Source organism: Streptomyces sp. NPDC020801, assembly GCF_044334385.1.
In the GTDB taxonomy this organism is placed as follows: Bacteria; Actinomycetota; Actinomycetes; order Streptomycetales; family Streptomycetaceae; genus Streptomyces.
Map to the genome: position 1 here is coordinate 53,657 of NZ_JBIRST010000022.1, position 19,447 is coordinate 73,103.

17 protein-coding genes and 1 pseudogene are annotated in these 19,447 nt (G+C 71.5%); 8 read left to right on the plus strand and 10 right to left on the minus strand.

Going from position 1 to position 19,447, the window contains the following annotated elements; genetic code table 11:
• Positions 1–27: 27 nt before the first annotated feature.
• Positions 28–1,311 (minus strand): ion channel protein, encoded by a 1,284-nt coding sequence (locus tag ACH4UM_RS33590; protein WP_398187774.1) that lies wholly within the window; start codon positions 1,309–1,311, stop codon positions 28–30.
• Between the two features lie 120 nt (positions 1,312–1,431).
• Here ACH4UM_RS33590 and ACH4UM_RS33595 point away from each other — a divergent pair, with 120 nt between their 5' ends.
• Entirely contained in the window at positions 1,432–2,202 is a 771-nt protein-coding gene (locus tag ACH4UM_RS33595; RefSeq protein ID WP_398187777.1) for a MerR family transcriptional regulator, read from the plus strand.
• Between the two features lie 37 nt (positions 2,203–2,239).
• Here ACH4UM_RS33595 and ACH4UM_RS33600 read toward each other — a convergent pair.
• Positions 2,240–2,393 (minus strand): annotated as a pseudogene (locus ACH4UM_RS33600) (heavy metal-binding domain-containing protein); the annotation flags it as partial.
• A gap of 162 nt (positions 2,394–2,555) precedes the next feature.
• Between ACH4UM_RS33600 and ACH4UM_RS33605 the strand changes: the two are divergent.
• A complete protein-coding gene (locus ACH4UM_RS33605) occupies positions 2,556–3,575 on the plus strand; it encodes a DedA family protein (RefSeq protein WP_398187780.1) in 1,020 nt (339 codons plus the stop codon).
• A gap of 10 nt (positions 3,576–3,585) precedes the next feature.
• Here ACH4UM_RS33605 and ACH4UM_RS33610 read toward each other — a convergent pair whose 3' ends face one another.
• Together ACH4UM_RS33610 and ACH4UM_RS33615 are read right to left on the minus strand one after the other, a co-directional pair.
• On the minus strand, positions 3,586–5,328 hold the full coding sequence (locus ACH4UM_RS33610; RefSeq protein WP_398187783.1) for a threonine/serine exporter ThrE family protein: 1,743 nt from the start codon (positions 5,326–5,328) through the stop codon (positions 3,586–3,588).
• A 121-nt stretch (positions 5,329–5,449) separates the two neighbouring features.
• Positions 5,450–5,941, minus strand: coding sequence for an inorganic diphosphatase (locus ACH4UM_RS33615; protein WP_392192442.1), 492 nt, complete (start codon positions 5,939–5,941; stop codon positions 5,450–5,452).
• Between the two features lie 79 nt (positions 5,942–6,020).
• On the opposite strand from ACH4UM_RS33615, the gene dacB reads away from it, so the two are divergent.
• The 6 genes from dacB to folE all read left to right on the plus strand — a co-directional run bounded on the left by dacB (position 6,021) and on the right by folE (position 13,886).
• Positions 6,021–7,619 (plus strand): D-alanyl-D-alanine carboxypeptidase/D-alanyl-D-alanine-endopeptidase, encoded by a 1,599-nt coding sequence (gene dacB, locus ACH4UM_RS33620; protein WP_398187786.1) that lies wholly within the window; start codon positions 6,021–6,023, stop codon positions 7,617–7,619.
• A 97-nt stretch (positions 7,620–7,716) separates the two neighbouring features.
• Positions 7,717–8,850 carry a zinc-dependent metalloprotease gene (locus tag ACH4UM_RS33625; protein ID WP_398187789.1) on the plus strand — a complete coding sequence of 378 codons (1,134 nt, stop codon included), beginning with the start codon at positions 7,717–7,719 and terminating at the stop codon, positions 8,848–8,850.
• A gap of 192 nt (positions 8,851–9,042) precedes the next feature.
• Positions 9,043–10,308, plus strand: coding sequence for a tRNA lysidine(34) synthetase TilS (gene tilS / locus ACH4UM_RS33630; protein WP_398187792.1), 1,266 nt, complete (start codon positions 9,043–9,045; stop codon positions 10,306–10,308).
• 77 nt (positions 10,309–10,385) lie between these two features.
• Complete coding sequence (gene hpt, locus ACH4UM_RS33635; protein WP_141315294.1) at positions 10,386–10,946, plus strand: hypoxanthine phosphoribosyltransferase; 561 nt, start codon at positions 10,386–10,388, stop codon at positions 10,944–10,946.
• Between the two features lie 185 nt (positions 10,947–11,131).
• Positions 11,132–13,174 carry an ATP-dependent zinc metalloprotease FtsH gene (gene ftsH, locus ACH4UM_RS33640; protein ID WP_398187796.1) on the plus strand — a complete coding sequence of 681 codons (2,043 nt, stop codon included), beginning with the start codon at positions 11,132–11,134 and terminating at the stop codon, positions 13,172–13,174.
• 106 nt (positions 13,175–13,280) lie between these two features.
• Positions 13,281–13,886, plus strand: coding sequence for a GTP cyclohydrolase I FolE (gene folE / locus ACH4UM_RS33645; RefSeq protein WP_398187800.1), 606 nt, complete (start codon positions 13,281–13,283; stop codon positions 13,884–13,886).
• A 99-nt stretch (positions 13,887–13,985) separates the two neighbouring features.
• Here folE and ACH4UM_RS33650 read toward each other — a convergent pair whose 3' ends face one another.
• From ACH4UM_RS33650 to ACH4UM_RS33675, 6 genes are all read right to left on the minus strand, one after another.
• Positions 13,986–14,474 carry a DUF3180 domain-containing protein gene (locus ACH4UM_RS33650; protein ID WP_398187803.1) on the minus strand — a complete coding sequence of 163 codons (489 nt, stop codon included), beginning with the start codon at positions 14,472–14,474 and terminating at the stop codon, positions 13,986–13,988.
• Between the two features lie 101 nt (positions 14,475–14,575).
• Positions 14,576–15,187, minus strand: a complete 612-nt coding sequence (gene folK / locus ACH4UM_RS33655) for a 2-amino-4-hydroxy-6-hydroxymethyldihydropteridine diphosphokinase (RefSeq protein ID WP_398187806.1) — start codon at positions 15,185–15,187, stop codon at positions 14,576–14,578.
• Entirely contained in the window at positions 15,184–15,543 is a 360-nt protein-coding gene (gene folB / locus ACH4UM_RS33660; RefSeq protein ID WP_398187808.1) for a dihydroneopterin aldolase, read from the minus strand. The genes folK and folB overlap by 4 nt, the downstream gene beginning before the upstream one ends.
• Before the next feature lie 275 nt (positions 15,544–15,818).
• On the minus strand, positions 15,819–16,322 hold the full coding sequence (locus ACH4UM_RS33665; protein WP_398187811.1) for a nuclear transport factor 2 family protein: 504 nt from the start codon (positions 16,320–16,322) through the stop codon (positions 15,819–15,821).
• Positions 16,319–17,218: a dihydropteroate synthase gene (folP, locus tag ACH4UM_RS33670; protein ID WP_398187814.1), complete on the minus strand. Its 900-nt coding sequence runs from the start codon at positions 17,216–17,218 to the stop codon at positions 16,319–16,321. Before folP ends, ACH4UM_RS33665 begins: the two co-directional genes overlap by 4 nt.
• Positions 17,219–17,499: 281 nt before the next feature.
• Positions 17,500–19,338 carry a phosphatidylglycerol lysyltransferase domain-containing protein gene (locus ACH4UM_RS33675; RefSeq protein ID WP_398187817.1) on the minus strand — a complete coding sequence of 613 codons (1,839 nt, stop codon included), beginning with the start codon at positions 19,336–19,338 and terminating at the stop codon, positions 17,500–17,502.
• Positions 19,339–19,447 lie beyond the last annotated feature (109 nt).

The following is a 19,447-nucleotide window of genomic DNA, read 5'->3' on the forward strand; positions in this document are numbered from 1 at the left end:
GGGAAGGGGAACCAACGGCCGGGCCGGTCATCTGATCGCCGTCCCGTCCTCCTTGAGCTGCATCTGCGGCCGTCCGGTCACCAGCAACCAGGCGGGCAGCGAGGCGACGCAGAGCAGGGCGAGGATCGACGGCGAGCCGACGAGGACCGCCGCCGTGAACAGGCTCACCCAGCCCTGCCGGGTGACGGCCAGGAGCATGCCCAGTACGCCCGTCGCCACGCCCACCGCCGGATGCACCGCCGGCACCGCGGCGTGGGCGGCCAGACCGAAGGCGGCGCCGATGAAGACGGACGGGAAGATCCGCCCGCCGCGGAAGCCGCAGGACGCGGCGACGAGCAGCGCCGCCAGTTTCACCACCGACATCGTCGCGAACTGCCCCGCCGACCAGCCCTCCGGGTTCCGGGCCAGCTCCTCCACCTCCGACAGCCCCTTGAAGAGCGTCAGACGGCCGCCCAGGGCGCCCAGCAGGCCCAGCACGAGTCCGCCGAGCGGAAGCGCCAGCATGGGGTGCCCCAGCAGGGAGAAGACCCTGTGGACGTACGGAAAGGCGTACACCGCGCACATGCCGAGCACCGCGGCCAGGGAGGCGACCACCAGGGCGGCCGCCACGTCCACCCAACGGGGACCGCCCATCTCGGGCAGGCGCAGATCGAAGACCGGCTGGGCCAGCAGGTTGATCGTCATGGCCCCGGCGGTTCCCGCGGCCAGCGGCGCGAAGACGTTGTCCCACAGCGCACCGCGCACCGGCCGTCCGGCCATGGCCTCGGAGATGACCAGCGCCGCGGCCACCGGCGTGCCGAACAGTGCGCCGATCGTCGCCGCCTCCGCCAGCAACGGCCACACCACGCCCGGTACCCGGGGCAGCAGCCGGCGGCCCACCCAGAAGGCGAGCGCCACGTTCACCAGGATGATCGGGTTCTCCGGGCCGAGGCTGGGGCCGCCCGCCAGCATCAGCATGGTGACCACCAGCAGGCCCGGGATCACGATCGGAGGCATGGGCGCGGCCGAGAGACCCAGCGTGGCCGGGTCGGGTCCCGCGTGCCCCGGCACCTTCCACACCACCAGCCCCACCATGATCCCGGTCGCGGTGAGCATGACCAGCATCCACGCCACGGAGTAGGGGCCGATGCCCAGTGCGTCGGGCAGGTCGCCCCACAGCACCTTCTGGAGCCGCTCGGCCAGCCCGCTCACCACCAGCAGGAGCAGGCTCGAGCCGACCCCGACGACGAGGGCGGGCAGGATCAATGGCAGCAGGGCGCGTGCCGGGGCCGCCCCGTGGGCGGGTGCCTGTTGCGCGGTGTCCTGGGCCACGGGCACACCATAAGCGGATCAACCCGGCAAAAAGGGTGCAACATTCAGAGCGGGGGACGGGCTTGCACCTCACGCCACGTCAGGCCTCAGGGTGGAGGGCGTACCGAGAAGGGAGCGGAAGTGAGCTACTCCGTGGGCCAGGTCGCCGGATTCGCCGGGGTGACGGTGCGCACGCTGCACCACTACGACGACATCGGCCTGCTCGTCCCGGGCGGGCGCAGCCACGCGGGCCACCGGCGCTACGACGACGCCGACCTCGACCGGCTGCAGCAGATCCTGTTCTACCGGGAGCTCGGCTTTCCGCTCGAGGAGGTCGCGGCCCTGCTCGACGAGCAGGCCGGCGGAAAGGCAGACCCGCGTGCGCACCTGCGCCGCCAGCACGAACTGCTGACCGCCCGGATCGAGAAGCTGCAGAAGATGGCCGCGGCCGTGGAGCACGCCATGGAGGCACACAAGATGGGGATCAATCTCACGCCGGAGGAGAAGTTCGAGGTGTTCGGGAACTTCGACCCCGACCAGTACGCCGACGAGGTCCAGGAGCGCTGGGGGAACACGGAGGCCTACCGGCAGTCCCAGCGCCGTACCGCGGCGTACACCAAGGAGGACTGGAAGCGGATCAACGAGGAGCAGGACGCCATCCACCGGCGCATGGCGCAGCTGCTCGACGCGGGCACGCCGGCCGGCTCCGAGGCGGCGATGGACGTGGCCGAGGACCACCGCCGGTTCATCTCCGGCAGCTACTACGACTGCGGGCACGAGATGCACACGTGCCTCGCCGAGATGTACGTCGCCGACCCGCGCTTCACGGCGACCTACGAGAACATCCGGCCGGGCCTGGCCGCGTACATGCGCGAGGCGATCCTCGCCAACGCCGCCCGCCACGCCTCCTGACCGGTCCCGGCCCGGGCGGCGGCCGCAGCGTCACCCCCCGGGCCGGGACCACCGCCGTGCCGTACGCGCACACCTCCGTGCCCGCGTCCGCCGCCTCGGCCACGTCGAAGCGGAACGCCGGCGCCGCGTCGGCGCCGCGCGGGTGCCTGCTCCACCAGCCGCTCCATGGCCTGGTCGCGGGGCTGGCCGAGTGCTTGGGGGAGGCTCACAGCCCGGATCCGGCGGGCCCACGGCGCATCCTCTTCGGCGCCCTTGGAACCCGGGGCGGACACCTGGCGTTGATACTTTGTGCGGCAGCACCCATCCGGCCGTACGGCCGCCGCATCTCCCCACCCCCTCAGGAGCCCGGAACCGTGATGACGCTTGCACTCGGCCCGAGCTGGCTGGATCCGAACACCCTCCTCGGTGACTACGGCATCTGGGGCCTGCTCCTCGTCGTCTTCGCCGAGTCCGGCCTCCTCGTCGGCTTCTTCCTGCCGGGCGACTCCCTGCTGTTCACCTGCGGTCTGCTGATCACGTCGAAGCAGATGGACTTCCCCCTGTGGGGAGCCATCGCGCTGATCTGCCTCGCCGCGGTCCTGGGCGACCAGGCCGGCTACATGTTCGGCAAGAAGGTCGGACCCTCGCTCTTCAACCGCCCGGACTCCCGCCTGTTCAAGCAGGAGAACGTCGCCAAGGCGCACGAGTTCTTCGAGAAGTACGGCCCGAAGTCCCTGGTGCTGGCCCGCTTCGTGCCCATCGTGCGTACCTTCACGCCGATCATCGCGGGCGTCAGCGGCATGCGGTACCGCTCGTTCCTGGTCTTCAACGTCATCGGCGGCGTGCTGTGGGGCGCGGGTGTGACCCTGCTCGGCTCCTGGCTGGGCCAGCACGCCTTCGTCAAGAACAACATCGAGGCGATCCTGATCCTGATCGTCCTGGTCTCGGTGGTCCCGATCGCCATCGAGTTCCTGCGGGCCCGCGCCAAGGCGAAGACCAGCCCGCAGGAGCCGGCCGCCGCGTACCAGGAACACCCTCCGTCCCAGCGGCAGTACCAGCAGCCGGTCATGGACGACGCCACCACCCGCCTGCGCCGCGTGGAGCCGGTGTACCAGGAACAGAGCCAGGCGTACGGCAACCAGCAGCAGTACGGGCAGTACCCGCAGGAACAGCAGCAGTACGGGCAGTACCCGCAGGAACAGCAGCAGTACGGGCAGTACCCGCAGGAACAGCAGCAGCAGTACGGGCAGGGGGACTACGACCAGTACTACGGCGAGCAGTACCCGCCGCAGCAGTACCCGCCGCAGCAGTACCCGCAGCAGCCGTACGGCGGCCGGCAGGACGTCCGGAACCAGCAGCACCCCTACGACGGGGACTACTACCGCGCCCCCTGAGCCCCGCCGCTCAGAAGCCCCTCGTGCGCTTCGCCGCCCGGCGCCCCGCGGCGGAGCCACCCGGCACCCGGAGGAACAGCCGGGAGATCTCCGAGCCCAGGTTCACCCCGATCGCGATGGCCATGGCGAGCGACACCGCCTTGGCCAGTGACACCAGCCCCTTGTCGATGTTGTTCTGTGCGATCGACAGCAGACCGAAGTACGTCGCCGAGCCCGGCAGCAGCGGCCCGATCGCGGCGGTGGTGTACGGCAGCGCGGACGCGAACCGGTAGCGGGACAGCAACTGCCCGAACAGCCCGACCAGGCCCGCCGCCACCGCCGTGGACGCCACCGGCGAGATGCCGCCGACGTAGTGCATCGCGCCGTACACCACCCATGCGACACCGCCGTTGAGCGTCACCCACAGCACGGTGGACCGCTCCTGCTGCAGCAGCACGGCGAAGGTCAGCGACAGCAGCATGGACGCGACGATCTGCACCAGCGGCTGCTCGTTGAGACCCAGCGCCGCGTCGGGGTTGAGCTGGGCGCCCAGCTTCACGCCGAAGTACAGCACCACCAGCACCCCGGTGACGATGCCGACGAAGAAGTACATGACCTCCAGCAGGCGCGCGGAGGCTGTGATGTAGAAGCCGGTCAGGCCGTCCTGGACGCCCGCCACCAGCGCCCGCCCGGGCAGCAGCGCGAACAGCCCACCGGTGATGACCGCGGACGCCTTCACGTCCACGTGCGCCACCGTCAGTGCGACGCCGAGCGCGGCCGGCGGCATCGCGGCCACCGTGAACTGGTAGAACTCCGGCAGCCCGCGCCCCGCGCACAGCCAGGCCAGCCGGTCGCCGAGCATCGCGCCGAGCGCGGCCGCCACGAACACGAGCAGGTCGCCGCCGACCAGCACGGAGGCTGCGCCCGCGAGCAGTCCGGCGGCCCCGGTCAGCGCCCAGCCGGGATAGGGGTGCCGGTTGCGGCGGATCTCCGCCAGCCGCCGGTAGGCCTCCTCCAGGGAGACATGGGTCTCCGGGTCGCTCAGGTCGTCGACGAGCCGGAAGACGGCCGCGAGGCGCGTGTAGTCGGTCCCCCGGCGCCGTACCGTCCTGGACGCCGTGACCGGGTCGTCCACGAGGGACGGCTGGTACGAGATCGACAGCAGGGTGAAGGTGACGGTCGGCTCACAGCGGTCCAGGCCGTAGGAGCGGCAGACGGCGAACATCGCCGCCTCCACGTCCTCGGCGCCCTCACCGCCCGCGAGCAGCAGCTCGCCGATGCGCAGGGTCAGGTCGAGCACGCGTGGGACGGCCGGGCCGCCCTCCTCCGCCTTGTGCACCGTCTCGGGCGCCGGACGCTCGGCCACCGGCATGCGCAGCATGGTGCGCATCCGGTCCTGCCAGGGGACGTCCTTGGTCAGGCTGACCACGGGGATGCCGCCCGGCGGGGTGAAGGCGGCCGGGGGCTGCCGGGTGCTGTAGGTGCTCGGCGGGCTGAACGCGGACCCCTCGGGCTCCGCGGCCGGCGGCTCGGAGACCTCCAGGCCCTCCGGGAGGGCGAACTCGGAGGTGGCCTCCGACTCGCTCCCGGCCCTGGGCACCGCCAGCCCCTCGGGGACGGCGAACTCGGACGTCGTCGACGACTCACCGTCGACCGCCGGGGACGGCGGCACCGGGATCACCTGCGTCACCTGCGTCACCGAGGTCCCCCTCGGCGGCGTGAACGCGCTCCTCGCCTCGTCCGACTGCGGCTTGCGGTCCTCCGCATCCGTCACTGGGCAACGCTCCCTGAACGACACCTTCCGTAAGCCTCAGTATGCGCAGACGGACGCACCCGTACACGAACGGGTCGCACCGCCCCCGCAGGGGCGGTGCGACCCGTTCGCGGCGTGGGGGTCAGTGACCGCCGTGCTCCTGGAAGCGCTTGACCGAACGCTCGATCTCCGCCTCGGCGTCGGTGCGGCCGACCCAGTTGGCGCCCTCGACCGACTTGCCGGGCTCCAGGTCCTTGTAGACCTCGAAGAAGTGCTGGATCTCCAGGCGGTCGAACTCCGACACGTGGTGGATGTCCCGCAGGTGCTCCACCCGCGGGTCGGACGCCGGCACGCACAGCAGCTTGTCGTCGCCGCCGGCCTCGTCCGTCATCCGGAACATGCCGATCGCACGGCACTTGATGAGGCAGCCCGGGAAGGTCGGCTCGTCCAGGATGACCAGCGCGTCCAGCGGGTCCCCGTCCTCGCCGAGGGTGTTCTCGACAAAGCCGTAGTCGGCCGGGTAGCTGGTCGAAGTGAAGAGTCGACGGTCCAGGCGGATACGACCGGTCTCGTGGTCCACCTCATACTTGTTCCGCGAACCCTTCGGGATCTCGATCGTGACGTCGAACTCCACCGGTGGCTCCTCCATGATCAGCACATAGTTCTGGTGGTTAAGTGTCCCTCACGCACGTGTGTGATCGCGAAAGGGGCTGGTGGTCGTGCCGGAGCTGAGGGCCTGGCGGGCCGCGAGACCGCGTCTGGCACGCCTCGCGCGGGCCGCCGGACCGCGTCTCGCACGGGCCGCGCGAGACGTGAAACCGCTGGTCGCGAGGCTTGCACAGGCCACCGGACCGCGGCCGGCGAGGCCGAAGACCTGGCAGTTCACCGCCGGCGCCGCCACCGCCGGGCTGGTGCTGACCGCCGGTGTGGTGACCGCCGCCGGTCCCTGGGACTCCTCGGGTCAGCGTACGGCCGAGCGCGACCGGGCCGCCGCCCTGGAGCGCGCGGGTGGCACAGATCACGGCCGTCGCGGCGATACGTCCGATACGTCCGACACGGCCGAGGGCGGGCCGAAGCCCGCGCCCAGCGCCGCCCCCGTGCTGGTGGGCCTCGGCACCACCGGCAACACCGTGAAGTCGGCGTCCGGCGGACCCGCCTTCGCCGCCGTGCTCGACCCGCTGCTGAGCGGCACGGAGCTCGGCACCCGGCACTCCGCGGCCGTCGTCGACGTCGCCACCGGCCGGCGGCTCTACGGCCAGGGCGCCGGCGAATCGTTCACCCCCGCCTCCACCACCAAGATCGCCACCGCCGTCGCCGCCCTGTCCGCCCTCGGCGCCGACCACCGCCTCACCACCCGCGCCGCACTGGAACCCGACACCGGGGAGCTCGTCCTGGTCGGCGGTGGCGACCCCACGCTCACCGCCCGCGAGAACGCCCGGGGCTGGGCGAGCCTGCGCACCCTCGCCGACGACACGGCGGCCGCGCTGACCAGGCGCGGCCTGAGCCGGGTGACGCTGTCCTACGACACCACCCTGTACGCCGGCCCCGAGCTGCACCCCATCGGCGTCAACGACAACCTCGCCCCGGTCAGCGCCCTGATGGCCGACGAGGCCCGCACCGACGGCTCGGCCCGGGGACCGGCCCCGCGGGCGATCGATCCGGCGGCCGACGCGGCCCGCACCTTCGCCCGGCTGCTGTCCGCCCACGGCATCCGCACCACTGCGCCCGGCCTCTCCAAGGCGACCGGCCGTGCGGAGACCCTCGCGGCCGTCTCCTCGCCACCGCTGTCCGACGTGGTCGAACGCATGCTCACCAACAGCGACAACGACATCGCCGAGGCCCTCGCCCGGCAGACGGCCGCGGCGACCGGCGGCCGGCCGGACTTCGACGGCGGTGCCGCCGCGATCGCCGCCCAGCTGACCAGGCTCGGCCTGCCGCTGACCGGCGCGGCCTTCCACGACGGCAGCGGCCTGAACCGCGCCGACAGGCTCACCGCCGACCTGCTCACCTCCCTGCTGCGCAAGGCCGGCGACCCGGCCCATCCCGAACTCCGAGCGGTGCTCACCGGACTGCCCGTGGCCGGCTTCACCGGCACCCTGGCCGACCGCTACACCTCGGACGGCGCGGCAGGGGTCGTACGGGCCAAGACGGGCACCCTGACCGGCGTCAACGCGCTGGCCGGAACGGTCGTCGACCGGGACGGCCACCTGCTGGCCTTCGCGTTCCTGACGGAGAACACGACCGGCCCCGAGGCGGCCCAGGCGGCCCTGGACAGGACGGCGACGGCACTGGCGAACTGCGGCTGCCGGTAGCGGCAGCGACGGGCGACCCGCAACCGGCACGCGGCTCCGTGCCCGCCGGGCCTTCGCCGCCCTGCCCCCAGCGGCAGCGCTCACGTACCGTTGACGCATGACGAGCATCGGTGGTGCTGCATCTTCCGGGATGGTCGACTGGAATCTCGCGGTCGCGACCGCGACCCGGCTGGTACGTCCTGGCCCCGAGGTGAGCCGCGACGAGGCCCGGGCCGTCGTCGCGGAGCTGCGCCGGCACGCCAGGGCCTCGGAGGAACACGTCCGGGGCTTCACTCGTCTGGGTACCGACGCGACCCACGACACCCCCGTCCTCGTGGTCGACCGCCCCGGCTGGGTACGCGCCAACGTCGCCGGGTTCCGGGAGATCCTCAGGCCGCTGCTGGACAAGATGCAGGAGCGGCGCGGCAGCAGCACCGGCGGCGCGGTCCTCGGCGCCGTCGGCGGCAAGGTCACCGGGGTCGAGCTCGGAATACTGCTGTCCTTCCTCGCCTCCCGCGTCCTCGGCCAGTACGAGACATTCGCCCCGGCCGGCCGCGATCTGCCCACGGGGGAGAACGGCGGTGGCCGGCTGCTGCTCGTCGCCCCCAACATCGTCCACGTCGAGCGGGAACTCGACGTGGAACCCCACGACTTCCGCCTTTGGGTGTGCCTGCACGAGGAGACGCACCGCACGCAGTTCACCGCGGTGCCCTGGCTGCGCGACCACCTCGAGGGCGAAATCCAGTCTTTCTTGGCGGAGACCGACGTCGATCCCATGGCCTTCCTGGAGCGCATCCGGGAGGCCGCCCAGTCGCTGGCCGGCGGCCGCCCCGAGGGCGAGGCGGACGACGGCGGCCGCTCCCTGGTGGAGCTGGTGCAGTCCCCGGCCCAGCGGGAGATCCTCGGCCGCCTCACCGCCGTGATGTCCCTCCTGGAGGGCCACGCCGACTACGTGATGGACGGGGTCGGCCCGGACGTCGTCGCGACCGTGGCGGAGATCCGCGAGAAGTTCCAGCAACGCCGCGCAAAGGGCGCCTCGCGCCTGGACACGGCCCTGCGCAAGCTGCTCGGCCTGGACGCCAAGCTGCGCCAGTACCGGGACGGCGAGCGCTTCGTGCGGGCGGTCGTCGACGAGGTCGGCATGGACGGCTTCAACCGGGTGTGGACCTCGCCCAACACCCTCCCCACCAAGGCGGAGATCGCCAAACCGGCGGACTGGGTCGCCCGGGTGCACCGCAGGGCCGAGTCGTGAAGCGCATGAGGACGTCGTGAACCGAATCCGGCCGACGGCAGGCAAACGCTCCTTCAATCACCCGTCCGAGGGACCGTGAGGCATGCGTAGGCGTGCAATGCTCGGGGAACCGCCCGTTTCTGTCACCATCTACACACTCTGAGTGACCGACTTCGGGCTCACCCCCCGAATACTCCGTGAAGGGAACCGGACATGGGTCCCCATCCTGCGGTCGCGGCGATACGCCTGGCGGTACGCCGCGTCCTCCACGACATCCTCGACGAGCAGACCTCGCACGACGCCGAGCTGCGCCACCCCGAGCTGCAGACCGCGCACGCCGGGCATGCGCCCCGCGGCGCGCAGCCGCGGCACGCCCCGCACTCCACGCAGCCACCGCACTCCGCGCAGGCCCCGCACGCCTCGCCGGGGTCGCGGGTCGGGCAGTTCCCCGGACAGCCGCCGTACGGCGTGCCGACGCCGAACCGCACGACGCGCGGTGCCCGGCAGGCACCCCCTGCCCCGCAACTCCCGCCGGCCGCTGCCACCGCCCCGCACGAGCGTGCGCCCTCGCCGCTCGTGCTCGTGGCATGCTCCGGCGGCGCCGACTCCATGGCGCTCGCCTCCGCCCTTGCCTTCGAAGCCCCCAAGCTCGGCATCCGCGCGGGCGGCGTCACCGTCGACCACGGCCTGCAGTCCGGCTCCGACCTGCGCGCCGACGAGGTCGCCCAGCGGCTGCGCGAACTCGGCCTGGACCCGGTCGAGGCCGTCTCCGTGACCGTGGGCCGCGACGGCGGGCCCGAGGCCGCCGCCCGCGACGCCCGCTACGCCGCACTGGACGCCGCCGCCGAACGCCACGGGGCCGACGCGATCCTGCTCGGCCACACCCGTGACGACCAGGCCGAGACGGTGCTGCTCGGTCTCGCCCGCGGCTCCGGCATCCGCTCCCTGTCGGGAATGGCCGCGGTCTCGGGGGCCGGCGGCCGTTACCGCCGCCCGTTCCTGCACATCGACCGGCAGACCGCCCGCAAGGCCTGCATGGTCCAGTCCCTGCCCGTCTGGGACGACCCGCACAACGCCGACCCCGCCTACACCCGCTCCCGGCTGCGACACGAGGGCCTGCCCGCCCTGGAGAAGGCCCTCGGCAAGGGCGTCGTCGAGGCCCTCGCCCGCACCGCCCAGCTCTCCCGCGACGACGCCGACGCCCTCGACGCCTGGGCCAGCCAGGCGGAGGAGTCCGTCCGCGACGCCGCCGGCCGCCTGGAGTGCGCCAAGCTCTACGTGCTGCCCCCCGCCGTGCGCCGCCGGATCCTGCGCCGCGCCGCCATCGACGCCGGTGCCCCGGCCGGTTCGCTGTTCGCCCGCCACATCGAGGAAGTCGACCGGCTGATCACCGGCTGGCGCGGTCAGGGGGCCATCAACCTCCCGGGCAAAGTCGTCGCCCAGCGGCAGGGTGGCAGACTGGTGATTCGGCAAGGCTGAATCCGGACCCCCCACCGGCCCGCTGACGCGGGCCCCTCAGGTCCGGGCGAGGCCGGTGGGACGACCGACCGAAAGTGATGCGGGTGGACGCGAAAGACATGGGTGCCGACCTCAAGCAGGTGCTCATCACCAAGGAAGAGATCGACGCGAAGCTGGCAGAGCTGGCCGCGAAGATCGACGCGGAGTACGCGGGCAAGGACCTGCTGATCGTCGGCGTCCTCAAGGGGGCGGTCATGGTCATGGCGGACCTGGCGCGTGCGCTGTCCACCCCGCTCACCATGGACTGGATGGCCGTGTCCTCGTACGGCGCGGGCACCCAGTCCTCCGGCGTCGTGCGGATCCTCAAGGACCTCGACACCGACATCAAGGGCAAGCACGTCCTGATCGTCGAGGACATCATCGACTCGGGCCTGACCCTGTCCTGGCTGATCTCCAACCTCGGCTCGCGCGAGCCCGCCTCCCTCAAGGTGTGCACGCTGCTGCGCAAGCCGGAGGCCGCGAAGGTCGCCATCGACGTGGAGTGGGTCGGCTTCGACATCCCCAACGAGTTCGTCGTCGGCTACGGCCTGGACTACGCCGAGAAGTACCGGAACCTGCCGTTCGTCGGTACGCTCGCCCCCCACGTCTACGGCGGCTGACCCCGAAGGGCGCAACCCCCGTACGTTGATCGGGAACCCCGGCGGGCCTGACGCCGTTGGAGCATGCAGACGGGAACGCCAGCTCTCCCGTGCGGCTTCGAGCCACAATGCTGGGGTACCGTCAGAAGAACTGTCTTATCAAACTCACTATGGCAGGAGGGACGGGGCGGCACCGCTCCGTATGGATGGACGTGAAGCGATACTTCCGTGGGCCGGTCATGTGGATCGTGCTGGCCGTCCTTGCCGTGGTCGTGTTGATGCAGGTCGTCGGCTCGTCCGGCGGCTACAAGACGGTGGACACAGGCCAGGTCGTGGCAGCGATCAATGACAACCGGGTCCAGCAGGCCAAGCTGACCACCGGCGACGAGCAGACCATCAAGGTCGAGCTCAAGGACGGCCAGAAGGTCGACGGCAGCTCGAAGATCCAGGCGAGCTACATCGGCGACCAGGGCGTGACCATCGCCAACACGCTGCAGACCAAGTACCAGGACAAGCAGATCCCGGACGGCTACACCGTCTCGCCGTCCAAGCAGAACCCCTTCGTCGGCGTCCTGCTCTCCCTGCTCCCCTTCGTCCTCATCGTGGTCGTCTTCCTGTTCCTGATGAACCAGATGCAGGGCGGCGGCTCCCGGGTCATGAACTTCGGCAAGTCCAAGGCCAAGCTCATCACCAAGGACACCCCCAAGACGACCTTCTCGGACGTCGCCGGTGCGGACGAGGCCGTCGAGGAACTGCACGAGATCAAGGAGTTCCTCCAGGAGCCGGCCAAGTTCCAGGCCGTCGGGGCCAAGATCCCCAAGGGCGTCCTGCTCTACGGCCCGCCCGGCACCGGCAAGACGCTGCTCGCGCGTGCCGTCGCGGGCGAGGCGGGCGTGCCCTTCTACTCGATCTCCGGTTCCGACTTCGTCGAGATGTTCGTCGGTGTCGGTGCCTCCCGAGTCCGTGACCTGTTCGAGCAGGCCAAGGCGAACGCCCCGGCGATCGTCTTCGTCGACGAGATCGATGCGGTCGGCCGCCACCGCGGCGCCGGCCTCGGCGGCGGTCACGACGAGCGCGAGCAGACCCTGAACCAGCTGCTCGTCGAGATGGACGGCTTCGACGTCAAGGGCGGCGTGATCCTCATCGCCGCCACCAACCGCCCCGACATCCTCGACCCGGCCCTCCTGCGCCCCGGCCGCTTCGACCGCCAGATCGCCGTCGACCGCCCCGACATGCAGGGCCGTCTGGAGATCCTCAAGGTCCACCAGAAGGGCAAGCCGGTCGCGCCCGACGTCGACCTGTCGGCGGTCGCCCGCCGCACCCCCGGCTTCACCGGCGCGGACCTGTCGAACGTGCTCAACGAGGCGGCGCTGCTCACGGCCCGCAGCGACAAGAAGCTGATCGACAACCACATGCTGGACGAGGCGATCGACCGCGTGGTCGCGGGCCCGCAGAAGCGGACCCGGATCATGTCGGACAAGGAGAAGAAGATCACCGCGTACCACGAGGGCGGTCACGCCCTGGTCGCGGCGGCCTCGCCGAACTCCGACCCGGTCCACAAGATCACGATCCTGTCCCGCGGCCGTGCCCTCGGCTACACGATGGTGCTCCCGGACGAGGACAAGTACTCGACCACGCGCAACGAGATGCTGGATCAGCTGGCGTACATGCTGGGCGGCCGCGCGGCCGAGGAGCTCGTCTTCCACGACCCCACCACGGGCGCGGCGAACGACATCGAGAAGGCCACCTCCACGGCCCGCGCGATGGTCACGCAGTACGGCATGACCGAGCGGCTCGGTGCGATCAAGTTCGGCGGCGACAACACCGAGCCGTTCCTCGGCCGTGAGATGGCTCACCAGCGAGACTACTCGGAAGAGGTCGCCGCGCTGGTGGACGAGGAGGTCAAGAAGCTCATCGAGAACGCGCACAACGAGGCCTGGGAGATCCTGGTCGAGAACCGCGACGTCCTCGACAACCTCGTGCTGGCCCTCCTGGAGAAGGAGACCCTGGGCAAGGAGGAGATCGCCGAGATCTTCGCCCCGGTCGTCAAGCGCCCGCCGAGGCCCGCCTGGACCGGCTCCTCCCGCCGTACCCCGTCCACCCGCCCGCCGGTGCTCTCCCCGAAGGAGCTGGCCCTGACCAACGGCGCCAACGGTGCGACGGCGGCGATCAGCACGGTCAAGTCCACGGCGACGGAGCCCGCCCCCGCGAAGGAGCAGCAGGCCCAGGAGGACCGTCCCGACAGCTGACGGACCTCACAGGCCCCGGAATGGATGCCGCGCCCCCCTGGTTCTAGCCTGGGGGGCGCGGCATTTCGCATGTCCGCAGCTGAGACACACAGGAACGAGGCTTCACATGACCGACCCCGTGACGCTGGACGGCGAGGGCACCCTCGGTGAGTTCGACGAGAAGCGTGCCGAGAACGCCGTACGCGAGCTCCTCATCGCGGTCGGAGAGGACCCGGACCGCGAGGGCCTCAGTGAGACCCCGGCGCGCGTGGCGCGGGCGTACAAGGAGATATTCGCCGGCCTGTGGCAAAAGCCCGAGGACGTCCTGACGACGACGTTCGACCTGGGGCACGACGAGATGGTCCTCGTGAAGGACATCGAGGTGTTCTCGACCTGCGAACACCATCTCGTCCCCTTCAGGGGAGTTGCGCACGTCGGTTACATCCCGTCCACCAGCGGGAAGATCACGGGGCTGTCCAAGCTGGCCCGGCTCGTGGACGTCTACGCCCGCCGTCCGCAGGTGCAGGAACGCCTCACCACGCAGATCGCGGACTCGCTGATGGAGATCCTGGAGCCGCGCGGCGTGATCGTCGTCGTGGAGTGCGAGCACATGTGCATGTCGATGCGGGGCATCCGCAAGCCCGGTGCGAAGACCATCACCTCGGCGGTGCGCGGTCAGCTGCGCGACGCGGCGACGCGGAACGAGGCGATGAGCCTCATCATGGCGCGCTGATCCGGATCATGGCGCGCCGCTGCAGATCGCGCCGCTGCAGATCGCGCCGCTGCAGATCGCGCCGCTGCGGATCGCGGCGCGGGTGAGGTGGCCGGTGGCTCAGGCCACCGGCTCGGCGCCGCTGTGGTTCTCGTCGTCGTCCTCGGGGAGTTTGCAGACGCGCTCGAGGAACAGGGCGGCCGCTATGACGGCGATGCCGGCGAGGACCGAGAGGCCGGCGTAGATGGCCTGGTCGCGGCGGGCGGGGATGTCGAGGAGCTCCAGGAGGAAGACGCCCGTGCCGCCGTACATGCCGGCGACGAGGGCGGCCACCAGGGCGCTGGCCTGGCCGAAGACGACGGCACGGGCGGCCATCAGGGGGTCGACGCCCTTGGCGCCGGGGCGGCGCTCGCGCTGGGCCCTCAGACGTGCGCGCAGCGGGAGCGCCGTGGACAGCAGGACCGCGGCGATCAGGGCGAGGACGATGGGGGCGGCCAGAGGGACACTGGGGAGTGTCCCCACCGAGTTCCACAGGCGGGCGCCCGCCCAGGAGAGCACTCCGGCGACCACGAACACGCCGGCCAGCACCCTGATCCGCAGCTCTTTCACGGTGTCCCTTCAGCTCCCCCGGACTGTGGCCGGTTCTCGGCGGTTCGGCCCGGCCCGGTCTCGGGCCCGGTCGTGCCGTAGCGTCGTCTTGACCTTAACGACTACTCGGGCAGCCGGAGTTCCAGATCCGCGCGCGGTTCGACACCCTCCCGGGTGACGGCGGTCAGGAGGTCGGCCACGGGGCCGCGGCCCGGGAGATGTGCCCCGGGATCGACGTCGTGCCACGGCGCGAGGACGAAGGCCCTTTCGTGGGCACGGGGGTGAGGGAGCGTGAGGCGCGGGTCGTCGGAGACGACTTCGGCGTAGGCGACGATGTCGACGTCGATGGTGCGCGGGCCCCAGCGCTCGTCCCGGACCCGGTTGAAGGCCTCTTCGATGGCGTGCGCCCGTTCCAGGAGGGAGGACGGCGGCAGGGTCGTCTTCAGCACCACCACCGCGTTGAAGTACGACGGCTGGGTACCGGGTTCGACGCCCCAGGGCTCCGTCTCGTAGACCGGGGAGACCGCCTTGATGCGGACGCCGGGGGTGTCCTCGAGGGCGTCGACGGCGCCCTGGAGGGTCTCCAGGCGGTTGCCGAGGTTGGAGCCGATCGAGATCACGGCCCGTTTGGGGTTCTGCAGGGTGGTGTCGGCGGCGTCGACCTGTTCGACGACGGAGGCGGGTACCGGCTGGACGGTCGGGTCGCTGTGACCCATGGTGGTCGGTCGCGTCATACTCGGCTCCGGGTGATGGTGACGGTCACGTCGTCGAAGGGGACGGTGATCGGGGCGTCCGGCTTGTGCACGCAGACCTCGACCTCCTGGACCCCTTCGTGCTTCAGGCAGGCCTGGGCGATCCGCTCGGCGAGCGTTTCGACGAGGTTCACGGGCTCGCCCTCCACCACGGCCACGACCTCCTCGGCCACGATGCCGTAGTGCACGGTCTTCGCCAGGTCGTCGTCGGCCGCGGCTGCACGGGTGTCCAGTCCCAGGACGAGGTCCACGAGGAAGATCTGGCCCTCCTCGCGCTCCTTGGGGAACACACCGTGGTGCCCGCGGGCCCTCAGGCCGCGCAGCGCGACACGATCCACGCGAATCACTCCTGCAATCGTCGGTCACGGCCGGTCCCTACCGCGTGCGGACGGTACACCGGCCCCGGAACGAATCTACCTGCGGGCACTGACAAAGCCGGGCCGCGGGCACGGGGGTGCGAGCCGGGACCGGCAGGTTTCACCCCGCGTTTCCCCTGGAGAACCCGGCCACTCATGGGTCGGTGGCCCGCCCCGGCCCCCGGGCCCGTGATTCCGGACACGTCCGGGCCGCTGTTTCCCGGCGCCTGTTCCGCCTGTGCCGCCCGTCTACCCACTCAGCCGGGAGTGTCGTCGTCCTCTTCACCATCGTTTTCGGCCAGAACGGGGGAGGCGTGGTGGGACCAGAGCTTCCAGCCAAGGGGCGTGCGCCGGAACACGTTGGTGGCGACGACGAGCTGTCCGACGAGCGGGCCCAGCTCGTCGCCGTCGTCGGGCGCCGGGCCCCCGCTGAGGATGTTCTCGGTGCAGGTGACCAGGGCCGTGTCACCGGTGACCGAGACATGGACGTCGGTGAGGAAGAACTGGATGTAGTCGGTGTTCGCCATGATCAGGGCGTAGGAGCGGAGCACCTCGCCGCGGCCGGTGAGCACCGGCCAGCCGGGGTGCACGCAGGAGATCACGCCGCTGTCTGCCGGATCGTGGTACTCCTCGTCGACGCCCAGGTCGGACGGGGTGAGCCAGAGCGAGGACAGCTCCTCGAAGTCGCCCCGTTCCATCGCCTCGTAGAAGGCGGTGTTGGCGGCCTCGACCTGCTCGACGTCGGTGTGCGGGGCGCTCACCGGGCTCCTTCGCGGGGACGCGGAGCGCTCCCGCCGGCGCGCGCCCCCTCCACCGCGCGCGCGACCCGTACCGCGTCCGCCGTCGCGCGCACCTCGTGCACGCGTACCGCCCACGCGCCCGCCTGCGCCGCGAGCGCGGAGACGGCCGCCGTGGCGGCGTCGCGCTCCCGCGCGGGCGGCGGTGCGCCCTCGGGGCCGGCCAGGACCCGGCCCAGGAACCGCTTGCGCGAGGCGGCGACCAGGACAGGGTGGCCGAGGCGCAGCAGGCGGTCGAGGTGGGCCAGGAGCGACAGGTCGTGTCCGGCCTCCTTGGAGAAGCCGAGGCCGGGGTCGACGACGATGCGGTCGGGGGCGATGCCGCCCTCCAGAACGGCCTCCACACGCGCGTGCAGTTCTTCGGTGACCTCGGCCACGACGTCCTCGTACACGCCCTGGACGTTGCCGCCCTGCAGGAAGCCACGCCAGTGCATGACGACGAAGGGGGCGCCCGCGTCCGCCACCACGGGGATCATGGCAGGGTCGGCGAGGCCGCCGCTGACGTCGTTGACGAGGGCGGCGCCCGCCGCGAGCGCCTGCTCGGCGACGCGGGCGCGCATGGTGTCGACCGAGAGCGTGACGCCTTCGGAGGCGAGGCCGCGCACCACGGGGACGACACGCCGGAGCTCCTCGGCCTCGTCGACGCGGGTGGCACCGGGCCGGGTGGACTCGCCGCCGACGTCCACCAGGTCCGCGCCCTCGGCGACCAGGTCGAGGCCGTGCTTGACAGCGGCGGTCGTGTCGAACCAGCGGCCGCCGTCGGAGAAGGAATCGGGGGTCACGTTCACGACTCCCATGACCGCGCAGCGGTCCCATGCCGGAAGGCCCGCCACTCGGCCGCGCCCGCTCTGGTTGCTCATACGTTCAGCGTAGGCCCCGGGCCAGGCCGCAACGTCTTCGACCCGAGCGGAGACGCCGGGTGCGGACGGGGGAGGACGGAACGTTCCTGCGCCTGAGGGGAGCATTCGGGGCGAGTGCGAGTGCGGGGGCGAGTGCGGGGGTGAGTGCGAGTGCGGGGGTGAGTGCGAGCGGGAGCGAGAGGGCGAAGGAGGGCCGGAGCGCGGTCGTGACGATCGCGGCCCGGGCGGAAGCCCCTGGGCTGGAGGGGGGCAAAAGGGCTTCCGTCCGGGCCTGTCCGGGGTCACGCCGCGCGGACGTCCTGTTCGGCGACCGCGTGCGCGCACGGGCGCTGGACGGCGCTGCGGCGGCGGCGCAGGAAGCGCGGCATCGGCAGGGCGAAGTTGACGAAGCCCTCCGCCTGCATGGCGGCGAAGCCGATGCGGGGCAGGTCGGCGGAGGCGCGGTAGACGACGAACCGCGGCTCCCAGCGGGGCTGGAACTTGGCGTTGAACTTGTACAGCGACTCGATCTGGAACCAGCGCGAGAGGAAGACCAGCAGCCCCCGCCAGGCGCGCAGCACCGGACCCGCGCCGATCTTCTCGCCGCGCGCCAGCGCCGAGCGGAACATCGCGAAGTTCAGCGAGATCCGCTTGACGCCGAGCTTCGGGGCGGCCTGGAGTGTGGCGACGATCAGCAGTTCGTTCATGCCGGGGTCGGCCGAGCGGTCGCGCCGCATCAGCTCCAGGGACGCGCCGTCGGTGCCCCAGGGCACGAAGTGCAGGATCGCCTTCAGATCGCCGTACTCGCCCGGCTCGTCGTCCTGCTTGTGTGCGGTGGCGATCAGGCAGTCGCCGTCGGCGGCGTCGCCGATGCGGCCGAGCGCCATGGAGAAGCCGCGCTCGGTGTCGGTGCCGCGCCAGTCCTCGGCGGCCCGCCGGATGCGCTCCAGCTCGGCCTCGCCGAGGTCATGGATGCGCCGCACCCGCGTTTCGTAGCCGGCCCGCTCGATGCGCTTGACCATCTGACGGACGTTGCGCATCGCGCGTCCGGCGAGCGAGAAATCCGCGACGTCGACCACCGCCTCGTCGCCGAGTTCCAGGGCGTCCAGCCCGGTTTCCCGGGTCCACACCTCGCCGCCGGTCTCGGAGCAGCCCATGACCGCGGGCGTCCAGGAGTGGGCCCTGGCCTCGTCCATGAAGCGTTCGATGGCGCCCGGCCAGGCCTCGACGTCGCCGATGGGGTCGCCGCTGGCGAGCATCACGCCGGAGACGACGCGGTAGGTCACCGCCGCCTTGCCGCTGGGGGAGAAGACGACCGCCTTGTCGCGGCGCAGCGCGAAGTGGCCGAGGGAGTCGCGCGCGCCGTGCTTGGCAAGCAGGGTGCGCAGCCGGCTCTCGTCCTCCTCGGTCAGGCGCGCGGCCGGGTGCTCGGGGCGGAAGGCGAGGTAGATGGTGGTGACCGCGGTGAGCCAGCCGAGCGCGCCGAGGGAGAAGGCCACCGTCCAGGAGGTGTTGCCCTGGTAGTCGACCGGGCCCTCGAAGCCGAACAGGCCGTAGACCACGTGGGTCAGCCGGTCCGCCACGCTCGGGTTGCCGACCATGCGGTTGGAGTGGACGCTGACGATGACCATGCCGAGGGCGAGCGAACCCGCGCTCATCAGCACGAAGTTGGCGAGCGCCCGCCAACGGCTGCGCGGGTCCGGCAGTGCGGCGAACTCGTTGCGGTGAATCAGCAGCGGCGCGAGCAGCGCGAGCGAGATGACCAGGCCGACCACCGAGTGCCGGTAGACGAACTCCGCCGCCGCGCCGGCCGGCAGCAGTGCCACGGCCGCACGCCACGCCCGGCGCTTGCGCCGCTTGATGCCGTGCGCGAGCAGCAGCAACAGCACGCCCGCACTGAGTGAGAGGGCCGCGGCGAACGGGCCGAACGAGCCCGGCAGCACCTCGGCCATGGCGTGCATACGGCTGTGCCGGAAGCGCGGAAACACGCCCGCGGCAATGTCCAGGAGGCCCACGAGAGTGCAGGCCCAGCCGACCAGCACGGGGACGGCCGCGGGGCGCGGGCCGCGGAGTATGCGCCGCACCCGGCTCGATCGGCTCGGAACCCCGTCCGACAATTCCCCATCTATCCTGACAGACATCGCATCCCGTAGTTCTGCGAGAGACCTTGAATCCGGTGCCGATCCCGGGCATCCGGCGACATTGCGCCCTCTAGGACGGTGTCTGGGGGAGGGAGGTTCACTCCCCACC